The sequence below is a fragment of the Bradyrhizobium rifense genome, assembly GCF_008123425.1.
Taxonomy (GTDB): Bacteria; Pseudomonadota; Alphaproteobacteria; order Rhizobiales; family Xanthobacteraceae; genus Bradyrhizobium; species Bradyrhizobium rifense.
In genome coordinates this window covers 155191-173380 of the sequence record NZ_VSSS01000038.1, presented here as the reverse complement: position 1 = coordinate 173380, position 18190 = coordinate 155191, and the positions used below count along the sequence as shown (strand labels likewise).

Sequence of the window (18190 nt, the reverse complement as noted above, 5' to 3'; positions counted from 1 at the left end):
GCTAGACTGGCCCATTGCTAGAGCGAGCGAATTGGTCAGGCGCGCCTTGCGGCACGCTCTGTTATGAACTTGAGGTAAATTGATTAGCATGTGCGGGATTGTCGGCATCCTGGGGCGCGGTCCGGTCGCGGATCGACTCATCGATTCACTTAAGCGACTGGAATATCGCGGCTACGATTCAGCAGGCATCGGAACGCTCAAAGGAAATTATATCGAGCTTCGGCGGGCCGAGGGCAAGCTGAGGAACCTTGAGACACGCGTTCGCCGCCATCCGGTCTCAGGCCATGCCGGGATTGGGCACACGCGCTGGGCGACCCATGGCAAGCCGACCGAGCATAATGCTCATCCCCACGCAACGGACAATGTTGCAGTCGTCCATAACGGCATTATCGAGAATTTCCGCGAGCTGCGCGCGGAGCTGAAGCAGCATGGCGCCTATTTCGCCTCTGAAACAGACACCGAGGTGGTGGCGCATCTTATCGACTCATATCTGAAAAATGGCTGCTCGCCGCAGGACGCAGTAAAAGCGTCGCTGCCGCGGCTAGTGGGCGCGTTTGCGCTTGCAATCCTGTTCAAGGGGCACCACGAGCTCATGATCGGCGCGCGGAAGGGCTCACCGCTTGCGATCGGCCATGGCGAAGGCGAAATGTATCTCGGATCGGATGCTATCGCGCTCGCGCACCTTACCGACTTGATCACCTATCTTGAGGACGGCGATTGGGCTGTGCTCAACCGCAACGTCGCCGTGATTTACGACGCACAAGGCACAGTCGCCCGCCGGGAGGTGGTGAAATCTGCCACGTCGTCGGTTCTCGTCGACAAAGCAAACTACCGCCACTTCATGGCGAAGGAAATCCACGAACAGCCAGAGGTGATCGGGCAGACGCTGGCGCACTACGTCGATATCGCCAACGAGAGCGTCGCACTGCCGCAGGAGCTTCCGTTCGATTTCAATGCGATCGGACATATCTCGATCACCGCTTGCGGTACGGCAGGATATGCCGGCCATATCGCCAAATACTGGTTCGAGCGGCTGGCTCGTATTCCGGTCGAGCTCGATGTCGCCTCCGAGTTTCGCTATCGTGAGGCACCGATGCGCAGGGGAGATCTTGCTATCTTCATCTCGCAGTCCGGCGAGACGGCCGATACGCTGGCCGCCCTGCGCTACGCCAAGTCTCAAGGCCTGCATACACTCTCGATCGTGAACGTTCTAGGCTCGACCATTGCGCGCGAAAGCGGGATAGTGTTGCAGACACTCGCCGGACCTGAAATCGGCGTTGCCTCGACCAAGGCGTTCACATGCCAGCTTGTCGTCCTGGCGGCGCTTGCGGTCGCGGCGGGCAAGGCGCGGGGTGAATTGTCGGAGAGCGACGAGGTCGATCTCGTGCGAGTGCTGATCGAAATTCCCCGGCTAGTTACACGGGCGCTTGCCAGCGAGCCGCAGATCGAGAAGCTCGCACGCGACATCGCCAAATCGCGTGACGTGCTATATCTTGGTCGCGGCACGTCGTTTCCACTGGCCCTGGAAGGGGCCCTGAAGCTGAAGGAAATCTCCTATATTCACGCCGCAGGCTATGCGGCCGGAGAGCTCAAGCACGGCCCCATCGCCTTGGTCGACGAGAGCGTTCCCGTAATCGTCATCGCTCCTTGCGACCGGCTCTTCGAAAAGACCATCTCGAACATGCACGAGGTCGCCGCCCGCGGCGGCAAGATTATCTTGATAACGGACGCTAGCGGAGCCGCGGAGGTGTCCATGGATACACTCGCGACGGTCGTGCTGCCGGAGATGGGGACGACATTTACGCCCATTGTCTATGCGATTCCGGTGCAGCTCCTGGCCTATCACACGGCCAACTTGATGGGCACGGACGTCGACCAACCGCGAAATCTTGCGAAATCGGTTACCGTCGAATAAGCTAAGGTGACGCTACCTGGAATCGGCGTCGGTCAGATACCGAAGGCGCGCAAAGCTCCGGCAGATCTGATCTTCGGTGTGTTCTGGCTCGGTGCCTTGATGCGATCTGTTGGCGCGATCGTGCTCGGAGCCTATATTGACCAGATTGGCCGTCGGCAAGGCCGATCATTACGCTTTCGATCATGGCGGTATCGGGACGAGCTGGCCATGATGTTGACCGGGAATATTATCAGCTAACCTCGATACCGTCCTGTGGTCGAACCGCGATGATAATGCCCGCACGTTGCAGTCACGTGAAATGCGGCGGATTGCGCGCGAGGGATAGATCCCCCGCGCGAGCTCCACGCGGTGAATTCAGCGGGCGCTCTCTGCCACTCCACACAAACTGAACGGGCGCGTCTTCAGGTTCCATGAATTCTCCAGTGAATTGGTGTGTCGCAGGTCGCCAAACGTTAGCGTAACGAGACGTCTGGTAGATTGATCCGATACCTGCCTCTCGGCGCTCAGATACGCAAGTTGAATGCTCACCCTTCTTATCGTATTTGGCGAGGAACGGCCGACAAGATCGATGCAGCCTGGTGCAACCGAGCGACGGGCCCATGCATGACCACGATCCGGCCATCGCCGGCTCCGCTCGATCAGCCGCGACTTCACGCACCGCGAGCTTGCGCAGATGAGGTACCGCGCGCGAGCTGTGCGAGCTCCGTTTCGAGCATAGGGTTGCGATTGAACATGGCGTCGATCAATGCTTGCGCCGGCTGCTCGGCCGCCTCCACCCACGTCGCCTTCTCCGCTCGTGGGGAGGGCGCGAAAACACGTTTGACGACGGTCGGCGACCCCCTCAGACCGCATTTGGCCATGTCATCCACGCCGGCATTTTGGGCGCTCCATTTTACGATTGTGGCACGTGCGGCACGCAACGCATCTATCATTGCACCGCGGCGAATTTGATTGGTTGCCTCTAACATGCTGACGAGACACGGCAGCTTGGAACGCAGCACCTGGACGCCGCCTTCGCAGCGCCGTTCCGCCTCGATCGTGCGTACTTTGAAGTTCAGCGCTTTGATTGCGGAAACATAAGTAAGCTGCTGGACCCCGAGCCTCTTTGCAATGCCAGGTCCCACCTGCGCCGTATCGCCGTCGATCGTCTGCTTGCCAGTGAATATGACATCCGGCGGGCCATATTCCCTCCCGATATTGCGAATCGCGCACGCCAGCGCGTAACTCGTCGCCAGCGTATCGGATCCCGCGAAGCTACGATCGGTCAGCAGGACAGCTCGATCGGCACCAAATGTCAGTGCCTTTCGGAGAGAGTCTTCGGCCGATGGCGGCCCCATTGTGAGGACGGTAATTTCGCCGCCGAACCTGTCTCGTAGCTCGAGCCCAGCTTCCAGCGCGAAGAGATCATATGGGTTGATGATGGTCGGCACGCCCTGGCGCATGATCGTATTCGTAACTGGGTGCACGCGGATTTGAGCGGAGTCGGGGACCTGTTTGATGCAAACGATGCTGTGCATGTACTTCTCCTAAGATGCTGAGCCGGCTCCCGACGAGCAGCAAATGTCATACCACCCCGGGCATTTCGCCGATGAGGAAGGCATGCAAAGACTGACGGCGAGTCTGTTGGCGCAATTGCGACGGCTTGAGCTTGGGCGTGATCTTAGGCTGATCCGAGTTACGGGAGCAACGGAGCCGCGGCAATCACGCGCCGGTTCCACGCCAAGCCAGTTTTCAGCGCGAATACGTGCAAACAGACGATGACAAGACCAGCCGGCGCGAAGACGCCCTATACTTCACCGGCGAGTGTATCCCAAGCAAGGCATAACGCTAGCATCCGCAGTATGCATCAGAGCCGGCAATCGCCTCCTGCCACGCGCTCCTATCCCAGTCGGCCGAGCGCGAGAGAGGAGCGAGCCCGACGCTTTGCTCAGAAGCGCTTGATCTCGATACTGTGTTTTCGCAAGGCATAGCCAATCTGGCGCGGGGTTAGTCCAAGCAGGCGCGCCGCCTTCGCCTGTACCCACCCGGATCTCTCCATGGCTGCGATGACGCGCTCGCGATCGGCGAGTTTCCCAGCACCCACTGCGGGTTGCCCGGGGGGCCCTAGCGGTGTCAGCTCGCTACTGACCGGCGGAACGGCTGTTATAGCTTCTGGCGGCGGCATGCTCAGCCTCGCGGGCAATGAGAAATTCGGGCTCGGCTGTCGCGCCATTTCCTCCGGTCCACACCTCCATAGCTTGGCCGACAGGCATTGCCCTTGGCAGCATGCAAAATCATGTCTTACGATCGACGATCCTTGCGCGAGGGTCGCGGTCCGCTGCACGCAGTTCTCGAGCTCGCGGACATTACCGGGAAATTCGCAGCTCATGAGGACCTCAATCGCACTTGAATCGAACACCAGAGCACGGCCGTTTTCATTGTTGAAGTTCTTCAAGAAGCGAGCGGCGAGAAGCGGAATATCACTGCGTCTTTCGCGCAGCGGGGGCAGTAGCAGAGGAACCACGCTGATGCGGTAATAGAGATCCGCACGAAACTCTTTCCTTGCCACGGCCTCTTCAAGATTCCTGTTCGTGGCTGCAATCACGCGGACGTCGACTTTGACCGTCTGATTGCCGCCCACTCGCTCGAATTCCTGCTCCTGAAGAACGCGCAGGAGCTTCGCCTGGAACGACGCCGAGATCTCACCGATCTCATCTAGAAACAACGTTCCCTTGTCGGCGAGCTCGAAGCGACCCTTGCGCATATTGAAGGCGCCCGTAAACGCTCCCTTCTCGTGACCGAACAATTCGGATTCTAGCACTGTCTCAGTCAGGGCTGCGCAATTCAGCTTGATAAAGGAACGTTTGCCGCGCGCTGAATGCTCGTGAATAGCCTTCGCGACCAGCTCTTTTCCGGTACCCGATTCGCCACGCAGCAGAACAGTGCTGTTGGATTTTGCGATCACCTCGACGTTATCAAGTAACGCGCGGAGCGCCGGGCTGTCGCCAAGAATTCCGTCGACTTGAACCTTCTTACGCTCCCGCCCATGAGGCTTGGGTTCGGACAGCTGCTTCTGCAGCCGGAACTCCTCGTCCATAAGGCGCCCGCGATCGCGCTCAAAAGTGTAATGCAGCTTCGCCGTCCGGCCCAGGAGGCTAGCGACCATGGTCAGCAGGTGGAGGTCGTCATCGAGCTGCGCGCGCATCCCGTTGTCCGCAATGCGGTCAATGCTCAGCGTACCCGCAACTTTCTCGTCAATGTCTATGGGAACGCCGATGAACGCAACACGCGTATTACCGGCGGCATCTAGCATCTCGACGTCCGAAGAACTGAAGGCCGAATGCAGCGCTACGTTTTCGACGATGAGCGGCTGCCCCGACGCTACGATTTGATCAATTGCTCCTTGCGGCAAGCGCACCCCGCAGCGGGAATCGCGGCCTTCGTTCCGACCGTCGCCTACGATGATCTGGGGCACGCCGTCATGACCGAAGAGACACACGATGCCGCGGCGCATCTGCACGAGCGATTGCAGACGCTCGATGACGCTCTCCAGCTTGGCTTCGAGCCGGGATAGGCCGGTCAGCGTGTGCGCTATTTCAAAGATCGTGCTTAGCGATTTCTCTTGCGACGGCACAATAAAACCGGAACGGTCCGCGTCGGAGGTTAAGTTTAGTTTTTCGCGCAGGGAAACGCTGTCCAGCATAACGACTTCTCCGTTTCTTTCTTGATCCTCCCATGACCTTGATCGGACCTGTTGGACCCGTGTTGCATGCCCCCTCGATCTGACATCCGGTTCTCAGGGCGGGGCGAGAGATGACGCCTCTTCATGGCACGTCGGCAGCATCTACAGTGACTAGATTTGCTGCGTTATTCTTCCAACTCCCCTCGCGGATTCGCCCCGGCCAAAATGAGTTCTATCCATGAGGCTCAGATTAACCGGGCTTCGCCAGGGCGAATTCATCACAAGTGTTGTCCGCCATCGATCGGGACTTCGGCGCCAGTGACATAACTTGCCGCATCTGAACATAGGAAGAAAATGACCTTGGCGACCTCTTCGGGTGTACCCACTCGGCGAAGTGGGATCTTTGGCACAAGATGTGCTTCCGTGGCAGGCGACAAAATGTCCGTCTTGATTTCTCCGGGCGGGACCCCATTTGCGCGAATGCCATGTGAGGCGTAATCGTGCGCCATTTCGCGTGAGATAAGCGAGCGCAGCTTTCGAAGTCGCATATGCCGTGCGTGCAAATGGATGCACCCGCGAGCCGGCGATCGAAGTCACATTGACAATCGCGCCTGAAGCCGCTTTCAGCTCATCGAACAGACCTTGAGCGAGCAGGATCGGCGCCACTAGATTGAGGTGAACACGCTCATCCAAGTATCGACTGAGGTCGCCAGCGACGTCAGCCGGGCACCGTTCGGCGTTTTTGGTGAGTTTCCGGCATTGTTTACCAGTCCATGCAACGGTGCGCCGGCAAGGCACTCCTTGATCTCGGCAATCACGCGCGGCAGCGTCCGATGGTCGCTCAGGTCGACTTTGATATAGCTGCCGCCCTCTGAGTCCCATGGGCAGCGTGCCGCGTCGAATGGTTGGCGCGCGCAAGAAATGACGAGCCAACCGGCTTCCGAAAACAATTTTCCGGTGGCGCGACCGATACCGCGCGATGCCCCGTCAATACCAGCGTCTTCGGGTCACGCAGCGGGCGGCCCGCTCGACCGGCGCGAGCGTGAACTGGACTGTCAGGGTCCGTTTCCGGCGATTGAGCTGCGACCGCTTTGTCATCTGCTAGACCTAGATTCACACGCCGCTCCCGTCCGCTTCCCTCGGATGTGCACCTGCTGCAGGATCCGGGCCAAAGCGATGCAGGGCACAAGCGGCGAACCGTTGCGACCCAAATGGCAGGTTCCGAACATCTGGCCTGTTTGCTTTTCGACAGCAGCAACGCCGCAGCAATGCTTGTCGTCGAGCTCCCCGGGCGAGCCGCCCAATGCGCGCGCTACGTCTTCGAGCCGAGACCCTGGTGATTCCAGGCGAGCTGACTGCGTCGCACTCCACGGGTGGTCTGTGGCTCATTTGGGGTTGGCGGAGATAGATCAACTGTCCTTGGCGGAGATCAGGACCAATGGCCAGTTCGTCCGAGATTTTCATCCCTTGTATCGCGAGCGCAGATCCGAATCAGTTCCGCTGTCGATGGCCTGCGATCGTGCTGTTCATCAGCTACAGCCGAAAGGACTCGAAAACCGCAGGTTGAACACGGCCGTCGTCAAGAAAACGCACTGACCGCAAAAGGATAGTCCACAGGGGCGACCCATCTAGCGGACGTACCTCCTTGGTGCTGGTACATTCTGATGTGACCGTCTGCTACGTTAGATTTCCCAGGCGGCCGAGAGCGGCGTTGCCGTGCTTACCAAGGTCTGGCAGCGATGGCGCTTTGGGCCCGGTGATGACGAGCCATAACCTTCCGCGCGACACCTGACGGCCCGAAGCATTGCGGGGCAGGCCGCCGGCGCTTGCCGGCATTGGCCTACGCTGCGCCGGCATTCGCCTGACCAGCCGCACCGCATCCGTAATAGTGCGCCGGTCACCAATCGCTTGCGGACGGAAGCCGTCATACACCGTTTCTGCGACAGGTTACGAAACTCGATGGTGTCGACACCAGCAGTATCAGGCAGATGATCTAGCCCACCATTGCCCGGGCTCGAGCAGACTCGCGGCACTTCATGAAGCCGCGAAATGCTCGTATGGGTTATCGATCATGGTCAGATGCTCCGGATTGCTCAGATCGAATTCAATAATGCGTGGCACGAGCAGTCGGGCGTAGCGCGTGAAGGCGCTGGTTGGGGGAAAGCGGATCACGGTAGCGCATCGCGCAAGAAGATACATGTCGACGAGAGCGGAAGCTCCACCTTCAATTCCCATTTCCGCACTATGCAACGGCCCTGCCCGATCGGCCTGGAAACGTTTTGGTATGGCGAAGACATCGGGAAACATAACCGATACGTGTTCGAGCACCTGTGCACTGTCCGTGCACAGGAAGACCTTTACAGGCTTTGGATATGGCAAAGCCTTGGCTTTGCGGATTGCCGTGCAGACCTGACGAAGGGCGAGCTCCGAATCGGCCCAGTACGGCGCATGCTCCATGATATCTTCGCCATTGCCGTGCCGAACATGAACGCCGATGATGCTATGGCCGCTAAAGTGTTCCTCATAGAGCGCGTCGATCCGTGCTCGAATCTCAGGCCTGAGTTTGATGTTCCGAAAGATCAGTCGTTCGGCTTCCTCGCTGCAACGCCACATCAGGCAAGCGTCACAGACAATGGTGTTGGCTTCGTTATCTTCTCTTGACTGGAACAGCTCGGTCAGTTCGTCCCGTTCTCGGAAGATCTGCTCATCCGGGCGATTGATGCAGTCGATCGATGGCCTATTCCACCACCGCGGGAAGAACGGTCCGGGAAACGAGAGCTGGTTGACCCGGTCATCGCAAATCACCGGCACTCCAGCGATGTCCTCAACCGGCTCGAAGAACACCGGAAAGGCGTTGCTGAACGGTTGCTCGACGTAACAGGAACCGCGCCAGTCAATGACGAGCGTCCGCCCGGTCCGCTGCGCGTATGACCAGGCTGACGCCAGCGACCAGAGGCAATCACCAAAGCCGGTACGCCTCCGAGAAATAACAAAGCGTTCCTTTGTCAAATTATCAAACCCTTCTCGTTGCGCAAGATCAGTTTTGTGTGGCGTACCTACTCTTCTGCGATTCCGGTCCCCGCCAATCGACCGCTGGTCACCAGAACACAAGGCGATCAACCCGCAAGCCTATCCTCCACGGCACCGCGATTGGCAGGTGATGCAAGAGCCTTCCACGGAGCCCTCTTCCGCATTGCTCACCTTTTACGACCGCGCAGGATGCAGCCGAATACGGCGCTGATCCCAGAGCCCGCGCAGTTCGTGCACGAGAGCTTCGCGCCTAGTCCTGTCAGAGGTGACCCTTGCGAGAAGATCGGCAAGAACGGCTTCCTTCTCAATTTGCATCAGCATGTCGAACAGGTCATGCGAGACGCGCACGCTGTCATGGCTGGAGTGACCCATGCGGATCTCGCAGACTGTCTCCTGACGTTCTCGGCCCGCATGAGCGCGAACCCGGTAAAGAGATACATGGGGCGGCAGTGATACAGCGAGTGCGGTCCAGCTTTCGAGCGTTGTTGCCCGCTTCTTGACGAGGAAGGACCCGACCACAAGACCATCCAGCTCGGTGGACAAAAACGCGGTAATCGCATCGGCAACGGAATCTACGATCGGTTCGGCATTGTTGTTGAATGAAGTGTTAAGCAGAATCGGAACGCCAGTCCGGCTCTTGAATGCACTGATGAGTTCCCAATAGGCGGCATTGTTCGTGCGGGAAACCGTTTGCAGCCGAGCCGTACCATCGATATGCGTGATCGCCCCCAGCAAAGCACGCTTGGATTCGCGCACGCGAACGACGAAATTCATGAAGGGATATTCTGCGCGACCATCCGGCAACTCAAAGAACGCGCCTGCATCCTCCTCCAGAACCGATGGCGCAAATGGTCGATAACTCTCGCGCTTCTTGACCATCGCGTTAATCCGCTCCTTGTTTGCGGCGGGCCTCGGATCCGCAAGAATACTGCGGTTGCCGAGCGCACGAGGGCCGAACTCGGACCGGCCCTGTACCCACCCGATCACGGCACCATCAGCGATCCACTCGGCTGCTCTGGTTGCGACGTCAGCCGTCCGTTCCATCTCCAGGTGTCCGGCCCATCGCTTCAGTTCCTGTTCGATGCTGTCGTCGCTGCCGACATCTGGCCCCCAATAAACCGCCTGGAGTCGCTCGCGGGGCGCAGGCTGCCCGGCCTCGTTCGATACCATCAGTGCCGCACCCAATGCGCATCCGGCATCATGCGCAGCCGGCTGCACGAAGATATCTTCGAAAAGGCCTGAATACAGGAGCTTTCCGTTGAGAGTGCAGTTGTGGGCTACCCCGCCAGCCAGGCACAACCGTTTCATTCCGGTCGACTCACGGTAATGCCGAAGAATGTGAAACACGATCCGCTCCAGCGCCTCCTGCAACGATGCGCTCACATCTTGATGCTGTTGCGTGAACGGCATTCCCTTTCGCCGGACCTCGATATTGCGCAGCAATGCCGGCCCGATCCGGTCGAGGTGAACGCGGTAGCCACCGTTTGCGGAGAGCTCGTAGAATTGGGCAAAGAGCTCGCGATAGCGGGCGGGATCTCCGTAAGGAGCCAGTCCCATCACCTTATACTCGTCGAACAAGCCGTAACCAAGATATCGGATCGTCTCCAGATAGAACAGTCCGAGAGAGTTATTCTCTGGAAACGTCATAAGCTCGGTCATTTCGGTACCCGACCCGACGGCCAAGAGACCCGAGAGGAAGTCGCCACAACCGTCGATCGCGAGGACCAGGCTTTCTTCAAAACCCGACATCGCCAGAGCGCTCACGGCATGGGCCTGATGGTGGCCTACGAATGACACCCGCGCGGGATCAATTTCGGTGCCGAACTCCGCCGCCAGAAGGTGCCGTAATAGCAAATTGGCATCTAGCGGAATTGAGATCTCAGGTTGAGAGATGAACAGCCGTTCGAGCATCGCGTTGCAATAGGGTTCGGTGGCGTAGAACGCAATACGATCGACGTCGCGAAGCTCCACACCCCCAGCTGCAAGACAGTATTCGATCGCACCGCTCGGGAGCTTATTCGAGTGCTTGATCCGGTTGAGGCGCTCCTCTTCGACGGCAGCGATTACGCGCCCGTCCTTGACAAGTACTGCGGCGCCGTCGTGCAGAAACGTGTTCGGTAGTTCAAGCGGGTTTTCATAGACCCTGTCGAGCCCGCCACTCAGTCCTAGACACAGCATGTTGTTCTCCATTCATCCTGAGAGGCCTGTTGGCCTATTTCCTATCGCGTGCTTGGCGAGTAAGCCGCACGTCGCCGCGGGGCGACCAGGCCTCGCTGGCGTACCGAGGCTCACATAAGCGTCGCACGCGAATCGGAAGTCCGTTACCCCGATATCTGATCTCGCGCATGCGATGCTTCCCTTAGGTCTTGTTCCACTCACCGCATCAGGCGTTGCCGAAGCAGCGCGGCCGCGATGAGGAAGGGAAGCGCTGCGTAGATGAAGAGTGCGCCCACATGTAAGCCGACGCTCTCGATCGGCCGACCGAGCATTGCCGGACGAATAAGATCGACCGAATGAGTCAGCGGCAACAAGGCCGCTATGCGTTGAAATGAACCTGGCAACTGGCTCATTGGGAAGATCGTCCCGCTCAAATACATCATGGGCGTGAGAATGAGTGACTGGTAGAAGATGAAATAGTCGTGGCTCGGTGCAAGGGCTGAAACGACCATTGCGAGGCTCGCGAACGTAACGCCGGTGAGGGCGATGGCGGGTAGCGCGTAGGGAATGGATGACCACTCCGCATAACCCAGCCCGGCGGCAACAATCGTGATCGCCGTCCCGGCAAGCAAGGCCTTGCTCGCTGCCCATGCCACTTCACCGAGAACAATGTCGCCGAGCGTAAGGGGCGTACAGAGTACTGCGTCCCACGTGCAGTTTGTCTGCATGCGCGCGTAAGCCGCGTAGATCGTTTCGAAGGTTGCGGAGACCATCGCGCTTGCGGCGACCATGCCAGCCGCCAGAAACGAGATGTATGAGGTCCCCTCAACGCCACCTATGATCATTCCAAGGCCAAAACCGAGACCGAACAGAGAGCTCATCGGCTCGGCCAGATTTCCAAGAATCGAAGCCAGAGCGACTTTCCGCCAGACCAGAAAATTGCGGCGCCATACCGATATCCAGTTCCATGGATTGGCAGGGAGGGCCGGCGCAAAACGTTGCCACATCGTTCAGTCCTTCATCTCTCGCCCGGTTAGCCGTAAGAAGACATCCTCCAGATTTGGAGGACGCTGCAGAAGGCGGAGATCCGTTCGGTCGGCAAGCCGGACGCGCACCTGTTCTGGATCCGTGACATAACAGAACAGCGTCTCCCCGCTCACCTCAGCGCGCTGCACTTGGGGTCTGACCAGCGGCAGCAGTTCATGCGGATTACCACCGTAAATCTCGATGACTTGGCAGCCGATCTGCTGCTCGATCAGCGCGTGAGGCCGGCCTTCGGCGATCTTACGGCCGTGCTCAAGCACGCACAGGCGATCGCACAACCGTTCCGCCTCTTCCATGAAATGGGTGGTGAGAAGAATCGTTTTGCCGCGCGCTAATAGCGCGCGCAAGCGTTCCCAGATCAGGTGACGGCCGTGCGGATCAAGGCCGGTCGTCGGTTCATCAAGCACCAAGAGCTGCGGGTCATTAATGAGGGCACGAGCCAGCGTCAGGCGCCGCTTCATGCCACCGGACAGTTGGCCCACCCGGGCATCCGCCTTGTTCTCCAGGCGGGCGAATTCGAGCAATGACGGCGTGACCGCTTTGACCTCGGCCGCGCTCATCGCGAAATAGCGACCGAAAACGAGCAAATTCTCGCGCACCGTGAGCTGAAGATCAAGGTTGTCAAATTGTGGGACAACCCCGATACCCCGGCGCGCCAAGCGCGCATGTGTCGGCACCGGCTCGCCAAGCACGCATATCTTACCTGCGTCGGGCGACGCAACACCCAGGATCAAACGCGCAAGCGTGCTTTTACCCGCGCCGTTTGGTCCCAGCAGACCGAAACACTCTCCCGGCGAGACCGTAAACGAAAGAGCGTCCACGACGACCCTGTCGTTGTAGGACTTGCTCACCTCGAAAAGGTCGACTGCCGCGGTTGACATTCGCTACGCCATCGCGACGGACGTTGTTCGCGCCGCTTCCTGGGTCGCGCGCCTTTTTGTCCAAAGCAGGCCGTCACACCATACGTGATCGACGCGTCCCCACTCGCACGCGGCGGCAGCATCCGGGAAGAAGCCGCGTCCATGCAGATTGGCGCTGGTATTGCAAAGCAGCGGAATGGCTGTGAGCTTCTCGTACTCGATGAGAAGCTCGGTCACTTTATGTGGAGAGGTTCTCGAAACCGTCTGTAGGCGGGCAGATCCATCGAGATGCACGACGGCCGGAATTTTGTCCCGCCATTCCGGTCGCGTCTGGTGATCGAACAGCATGTACGGATCGGGTACTCCGGGGCTAAAAATCTCCGCCGCGCGATCCTCCAGGCATATCGGCGCTACCGGCCTGAAATGCTCGCGAAGTTTGATGTCGTTGAGATGATCTTTCATTCCTTCCCAGGTCGCAGCTGCGAGTATGCTTCTGCCGCCCAAAGCTCGTGGTCCGAGCTCGGCGCGCCCAGTAAGGAAGACGACGGGCTTGTCGCCCGCAAGAATTGCCGCAAGTTCGCCCATTGTGCAGGGCGCGCTCTCCCATTCGGGCGGGACTTCGCTGGGACGAACGGCCGGTCCACTGTAGACCGACCATTCCAGAGCTTTAAAGCCTTGCTGTGCCGCCAGTGCAGAGCAAGCAGCACCGATGGCTGAGCCGCTGTCGTTCGGAAAGGGCGGCACCCACACGACATCGAACAGGCCGGTCCCACGAAATGCACTATTCCACTTAATATTCAAGCCACAGCCGCCGGCTATGCAGAGGTTACGCGCCCCCGCAAGATCCGAATGCCGCTGCACAACACCGGAAATTGTGCGAACCAGCAGACGCTCTAGAAAGACGTGAAATGACGCAAGGACGTCTTCGGCTTGCTTGGCCGTCAATCGCAGTGCGCACGCATCGAAGAAGTCGTGCAGAGCTTCAAGTGGCGATCTTGAGCTGTTGGTTTCTGCAAGCTCACGGCAAGCGCCGTCAGCTTGCGTGGCAAAGTGCGCCTCATAGAGTTCCTGAAACGTCTCGATGATATCTCCGTCGGGCGATCCCAGCGCGATATAGGCCATCAGCTTGCCGGCTATACCGAGATCCCAGCTGGTCCGGTCCGCCCGCCTGTAAGGTCCAAAGTGATGTCCTGCCGTCGCATAGGCGTGACCTATCATCGGAAACAGGCATTCGATGAAACGGATGCCGTGAGGCTCGACATAGTAGAGGCGTGGAAACATGCAGCCGTCCCACACCAAGCAGAAAGCAGATTGTGCAGATTTGGCAAACGAGCTGGCGCAGTATGCGGATGCTACGTGCCCGGTGACATGGGGATAGCTTTGATAAGGATACAGCTTCCCGTCAAGCAAGAGGCCGATGCGATCGCGGGACGTCAGGGGGCTATCGCCTTGCGGTTCGACATACGGCGCGCCCTTGAGCTTGATGGTCGTCGGCCCACTAAGGACTTCAAACTGCGATTCGAACTCTCCATCCCAGCCATCAATGACGAACTGATCAACATCGCTCGGATCCAGCCCGTGCTTCGCCAAGGCGCTGACAACGGCATCCAGGTTGTCAATGGTTTGATAGCGCGGATTGTTGTTCAGCTTCTCCTGTTCGACACAAAACACCAGCCGGCCGTCCTCGATCAGAGCGACTGCCCCGTCATGCGTCAACTTGATACCGCAGATACGCATAGTGGCTCCTTTCAAGCTCGACCGTTGGGACGGACCGAAGAGTGCTCCGGATTGCGAAAGCGGACCAACAAGCAGTCTTCATCGGCTGACTGCCCCTGGCACTGCGCGCGTTCGACCTCAACGAGCGCTTCAGTCAACATCGCGATGACCGTCTCGGCGCCAGCGACATGCCCCCATCGCCTGCAGGTGGCATCACGTGCGGATCCGAAGATCAGGTGCCCACCTGGAGCAAGCATCTTCACCATCTTGTCGATTGCGGTACGCATCCGTGTCACGTCTTCGAGATAGTAAAGAACTTCGGCGACCACGATCAGATCGAACAACTCTGCGGTCGAGAACTGCAGAATATCGGTCGCCGCCCAGCTGATATGCGACCACCTCTTGGTCCGCTGGACCGCTCGACCGATCGCTCGCGGCATAACATCGATGACCGTGAGTCGTTTGCAGTGAGGAGCAAGCTTCTCTGTGAATGCACCGGCGGCGCACCCGATCTCGAGGCCGTTTGAGACGGCGCCGTTCGACAGCGATAGCCGCAGCAATTGGGTGTGACGCTTACGTTCGAACGGATTGTCGTCAAGCCGCCACGGGTCGTCGTTGGCCAGCTCCCGTTCTAACGATTGATATGTGTTATCTACACCCACGAGTTAATCCCCCTACAAAACTGCTTAGTCAGTCTCAGCCGCAACGTCATCCGACGCGATCAGCCGCTGGGAGGCGCGCAAGCGACCTGCCCTACGAATTGAGCCAGGCGTTCCCGATCCTGGGTTAAGGCTTGGTCCAGTTGTCTCCTCTTCGATCGAGGCCTTCGATTCATCAACGTCTGATTTCGCTACTTTGCGCGAGAGCCAGTCGCTGTTGCTCAAGGTACAGAGCGCGTAGGCCTTCATTGGGAGCAGGAGGAAGATGTTGATCGGGGTGTGCAGCGCGAATCCGAGAAATCGAAGCTCGCCGGCGCGAAGGGCCGCCACGCTGCATCGAACCATGGTCATCGCGACGATAGTCAGACCGGTCCACCAGGGCACGCTGTCCGTGAGCGCGAGCTGAGCGATCGCGGCAATCGACGAGATGGCGAGCAGCAGCGGCCCGAGGTTCTGTCCGAGCACATCGAGCGTGAGGTACCGATCGAGGCCGGGGAGCAGGTGCAAACCGAGCAGCGTGTCGCGGTAAGTGCTCCGCGCCCAGCGGAGCTGTTGCCGCAGATACGGCAAGAGCTTGTCCGGGACCACCGTGGCGGCGATGGCGTCCGGAACGTACTCGGTTCGAAATCCTGCCTTGAGCATGAGGATCGTCAGATGGCGGTCCTCACCGAAGTCGCTCGGCTTTCCCCGGAAAAACTGCGTCTCGTACTGGTCGAGCAGCAACATGAGCGCGGAACGGCGGTACATGGCACACGGCCCACAGCAGCACATGACCGCACCAAAGCGCGTCTGAGCCGCGCGCTCCTCGTTGCAAGCCAACCAGTATTCCATGTCGATCAATCCGGTCAGCCAGCTGTCGTTGCGGTTGCTGGCCGTCAATTGGCCCATGGCGGCGCCGACGGCTGGATCCTGCATCTTGCGTACGAGCTTGCTGACAACATCGCTGGCGATTTCCGTGTCGGAATCGACGTTGAGCACGAGATCGCCAAATGACCGGCGTATCGCGGCAATCTGCGCCTTGCGCTTTCCAACGTTGCTTTGCAGCAGAATGACGCGGACCCTTGGGTCATGTGCGTAGCTTGCGTGCACGGGTGCCACTGCACCGACATTTGCGGAGCCGTCATCGACCACATAGACCTGCAATCGCCCTGGGTAGTCCTGGCCTGCAATAGACTTCAGGCAGGCCGCCAGCGTGCGCGGGTCCTCGTTGAAGCAGGGCACGATGACATCCACGCTGGGCAGAGCACCGGTGTTGACCGGGTCGTACGGCGGCAGTGAGGCGTCGGTTCGCAGCGCATAAATCGCCTGCGCGCTCTTATGGACGCTGGAGAGCAACGCGTAGGAGGCAACAGCAACGGTGCTGATGGTGGCAAGCAAGGTCATGGGCATTGATCGATTCGGTTAGGTTGAGGAAGCGACCGGATTGCAAATCCACGGTCATGCAGTGCTGGAATGAGCTGGGCGAGCGCCATTACGGTCTGGTCGCGCCGACCAGCATGAGGGCGGCGTCCCAACTCGTCGGGAGGGCATCCGTCGTGCAGGAGCACGATTGCCCCCGGCTGGAGCGAGGCCAGCACTGCGGCAACAATTGCCTCGACGCCGGGACGAGACCAGTCTTGCGGATCGACTGACCAGTGCAGGGCCGCCAGATTGGCCTTCGCCGACGCGGCGAGGGCCTCCTTGGACCATATTCCGTAGGGCGCACGCATGTGCCGCACAGAGGCTTGGGGGCAGGCCATTCCAATGACCTTGTTCGTCGTGAGGATCTCGTATTCCACCTCATCCGGCATGCATTTGGACAATTCCGGGTGCGTCATTGTGTGGTTTGCGATTTCGTGCCCTTCGGCAATGATGCGCTGGATCAGCTCCGGCTGGCCCGCTGCATATGCACCGATCACGCAGAAGGTGGCGGGTGCCCGATGCTGGGCCAGCACGTCCAGAATAGCCGGCGTGCAATGCGGGTTTGGACCATCATCAAAGGTCAGATAGACGCAGTGCTCTCCGCCGGCCTCGGCGTAGTCGCTCCGCGCTTCAGTTACGTCGTTTGTTGACGTCACAGCTCTGGCCCGTTCCGTTCAATCATCTCACCGGCCGGCCATTCGCTCATTGGCCTGGCAATCGGCAGAACGAGGCCGACCACGTCCTCCACGCGCGTCGGAGGCACAGTGAGATAGATGTCCGGACGAGCAGACCGAACGCGGAGCCCTGGTAGAACAGTCGCCAAGCCCTGTCGCCCGAGCAGTCTGGTAATATGTTTCTGCAGGGCAGATCGGACCGTGCCAAAGCCGAATGGCACGCCAAGATCTCGCAATACGGGATACATCACGCGGATGGAGTGGCTTATTCCGAGCCCCTCGAGATCCGGGCGTACCCCGTACAATCCGAGCTCAGCCACGAGCAGATCGACCTCACCAACTTTTATGAAGCGGCGCAATGCGCCGATGTGAATCGCGACGCCACGATCATCGTAGCCAATCGCCCGAATCTCAGGCCTTGCGCCGGCCCAGCTTCGATGACCTTCAAAGGGCTTTGCATTGAATTCCCCGGTCGGACCATAGGTCTTGCGGAAGAAGTCGGACAATTCAATATGGTCAGCAATTTGAAGCTCATTCTCCCAGCACAGCCTCCAACGAACTGGAGGGCGCGCCGAAACACCTCGTGTGGACCCGGGCGCGATCATGTTCATGGAGAGTAATTCCTATTCGTTATCTGGCTCTTGATGCAGGCCAGCAGTTCACCACGTTCGAAAGGCTTGCTCAGGAACTGGAGCCCATCTTGTAGGACTCGGCTCACGTGGTCTCCGGGGCGGTCTGTGAGCAGAACGGTGGGAATCGCGCATCCGGATGCGACCAGATGACGGAAAAGCTCAAGACCACTCATCACGCTCGCCTGCATGTCCGCGATCAAGCACGACGTGATCAAACGGCGGCCCGATTTCAAGAACCCGTCTGCGCTCTCAAAGGCTTCGGGCACGTAGCCTGCGGAAAACACCACATCCGTGAGAGCTTCACGCACTGACCGATCTGTATTCACGATGCAGACGACGTCGAGCGTGTGCGCAACTCGCATCAGATTCGCAAAGGACGCCTTCGCTTGCATGTTCCGCACGATTTCACCCCAGCAAGGACGCAATCCAATCGACTGCGAC

General features: G+C 59.1%; 13 protein-coding genes and 1 pseudogene. 1 reads left to right on the top strand and 13 read right to left on the bottom strand.

All coding sequences use genetic code 11. The features are described 5' to 3' along the window. Positions 1-88: 88 nt before the first annotated feature. Entirely contained in the window at positions 89-1915 is a 1827-nt protein-coding gene (gene glmS / locus FXB40_RS25465; protein WP_148774895.1) for a glutamine--fructose-6-phosphate transaminase (isomerizing), read from the top strand. Positions 1916-2565: 650 nt separating this feature from the next. Here the strand turns inward: glmS and FXB40_RS25455 are convergent. From FXB40_RS25455 to FXB40_RS25395, 13 genes and pseudogenes are all read right to left on the bottom strand, one after another. Continuing rightward, positions 2566-3432: an electron transfer flavoprotein subunit beta/FixA family protein gene (locus FXB40_RS25455; RefSeq protein ID WP_148774893.1), complete on the bottom strand. Its 867-nt coding sequence runs from the start codon at positions 3430-3432 to the stop codon at positions 2566-2568. 410 nt (positions 3433-3842) lie between these two features. Then, the gene (gene nifA / locus FXB40_RS25450; RefSeq protein ID WP_148774892.1) at positions 3843-5597 is read right to left on the bottom strand and encodes a nif-specific transcriptional activator NifA; all 1755 of its coding nucleotides are present in this window, start codon (positions 5595-5597) and stop codon (positions 3843-3845) included. Between the two features lie 257 nt (positions 5598-5854). Then, positions 5855-6693, bottom strand: a pseudogene (locus tag FXB40_RS25445) (SDR family NAD(P)-dependent oxidoreductase). 917 nt (positions 6694-7610) lie between these two features. After that, positions 7611-8585, bottom strand: coding sequence for a nodulation protein NodZ (locus FXB40_RS25440; RefSeq protein WP_148774891.1), 975 nt, complete (start codon positions 8583-8585; stop codon positions 7611-7613). A gap of 195 nt (positions 8586-8780) precedes the next feature. Further along, positions 8781-10784 carry a carbamoyltransferase family protein gene (locus tag FXB40_RS25435; protein WP_148774933.1) on the bottom strand — a complete coding sequence of 668 codons (2004 nt, stop codon included), beginning with the start codon at positions 10782-10784 and terminating at the stop codon, positions 8781-8783. 197 nt (positions 10785-10981) lie between these two features. After that, positions 10982-11770: an ABC transporter permease gene (locus tag FXB40_RS25430; protein WP_148774890.1), complete on the bottom strand. Its 789-nt coding sequence runs from the start codon at positions 11768-11770 to the stop codon at positions 10982-10984. A 3-nt stretch (positions 11771-11773) separates the two neighbouring features. Beyond that, the gene (gene nodI, locus FXB40_RS25425; RefSeq protein WP_148774889.1) at positions 11774-12688 is read right to left on the bottom strand and encodes a nodulation factor ABC transporter ATP-binding protein NodI; all 915 of its coding nucleotides are present in this window, start codon (positions 12686-12688) and stop codon (positions 11774-11776) included. A gap of 3 nt (positions 12689-12691) precedes the next feature. Further along, the gene (gene nodU / locus FXB40_RS25420) at positions 12692-14404 is read right to left on the bottom strand and encodes a nodulation protein NodU (RefSeq protein WP_148774888.1); all 1713 of its coding nucleotides are present in this window, start codon (positions 14402-14404) and stop codon (positions 12692-12694) included. Between the two features lie 11 nt (positions 14405-14415). Next, complete coding sequence (gene nodS, locus FXB40_RS25415; protein ID WP_148774887.1) at positions 14416-15045, bottom strand: nodulation methyltransferase NodS; 630 nt, start codon at positions 15043-15045, stop codon at positions 14416-14418. Between the two features lie 24 nt (positions 15046-15069). Next, positions 15070-16425 carry a chitooligosaccharide synthase NodC gene (nodC, locus tag FXB40_RS25410; RefSeq protein WP_148774886.1) on the bottom strand — a complete coding sequence of 452 codons (1356 nt, stop codon included), beginning with the start codon at positions 16423-16425 and terminating at the stop codon, positions 15070-15072. Continuing rightward, complete coding sequence (gene nodB, locus FXB40_RS25405; RefSeq protein WP_148774885.1) at positions 16422-17099, bottom strand: chitooligosaccharide deacetylase NodB; 678 nt, start codon at positions 17097-17099, stop codon at positions 16422-16424. Before nodB ends, nodC begins: the two co-directional genes overlap by 4 nt. Further along, on the bottom strand, positions 17096-17728 hold the full coding sequence (locus FXB40_RS25400) for a NodA family N-acyltransferase (RefSeq protein WP_085399767.1): 633 nt from the start codon (positions 17726-17728) through the stop codon (positions 17096-17098). The genes nodB and FXB40_RS25400 overlap by 4 nt, the downstream gene beginning before the upstream one ends. Then, positions 17725-18141, bottom strand: coding sequence for a response regulator transcription factor (locus tag FXB40_RS25395; RefSeq protein ID WP_148774884.1), 417 nt, complete (start codon positions 18139-18141; stop codon positions 17725-17727). The genes FXB40_RS25400 and FXB40_RS25395 overlap by 4 nt, the downstream gene beginning before the upstream one ends. Positions 18142-18190 lie beyond the last annotated feature (49 nt).

Coding starts and splice junctions, on each gene's coding strand:
- nodC (WP_148774886.1), bottom strand. CDS start 16,425: ATGACCTTGCTTGCCACCATCAGCACCGTTGCTGTTGCCTCCTACGCG.
- FXB40_RS25400 (WP_085399767.1), bottom strand. CDS start 17,728: ATGAACATGATCGCGCCCGGGTCCACACGAGGTGTTTCGGCGCGCCCT.
- FXB40_RS25435 (WP_148774933.1), bottom strand. CDS start 10,784: ATGCTGTGTCTAGGACTGAGTGGCGGGCTCGACAGGGTCTATGAAAAC.
- FXB40_RS25430 (WP_148774890.1), bottom strand. CDS start 11,770: ATGTGGCAACGTTTTGCGCCGGCCCTCCCTGCCAATCCATGGAACTGG.
- nodU (WP_148774888.1), bottom strand. CDS start 14,404: ATGCGTATCTGCGGTATCAAGTTGACGCATGACGGGGCAGTCGCTCTG.
- FXB40_RS25395 (WP_148774884.1), bottom strand. CDS start 18,141: ATGCAAGCGAAGGCGTCCTTTGCGAATCTGATGCGAGTTGCGCACACG.
- nodI (WP_148774889.1), bottom strand. CDS start 12,688: ATGTCAACCGCGGCAGTCGACCTTTTCGAGGTGAGCAAGTCCTACAAC.
- nifA (WP_148774892.1), bottom strand. CDS start 5,597: ATGCTGGACAGCGTTTCCCTGCGCGAAAAACTAAACTTAACCTCCGAC.
- FXB40_RS25455 (WP_148774893.1), bottom strand. CDS start 3,432: ATGCACAGCATCGTTTGCATCAAACAGGTCCCCGACTCCGCTCAAATC.
- glmS (WP_148774895.1), top strand. CDS start 89: ATGTGCGGGATTGTCGGCATCCTGGGGCGCGGTCCGGTCGCGGATCGA.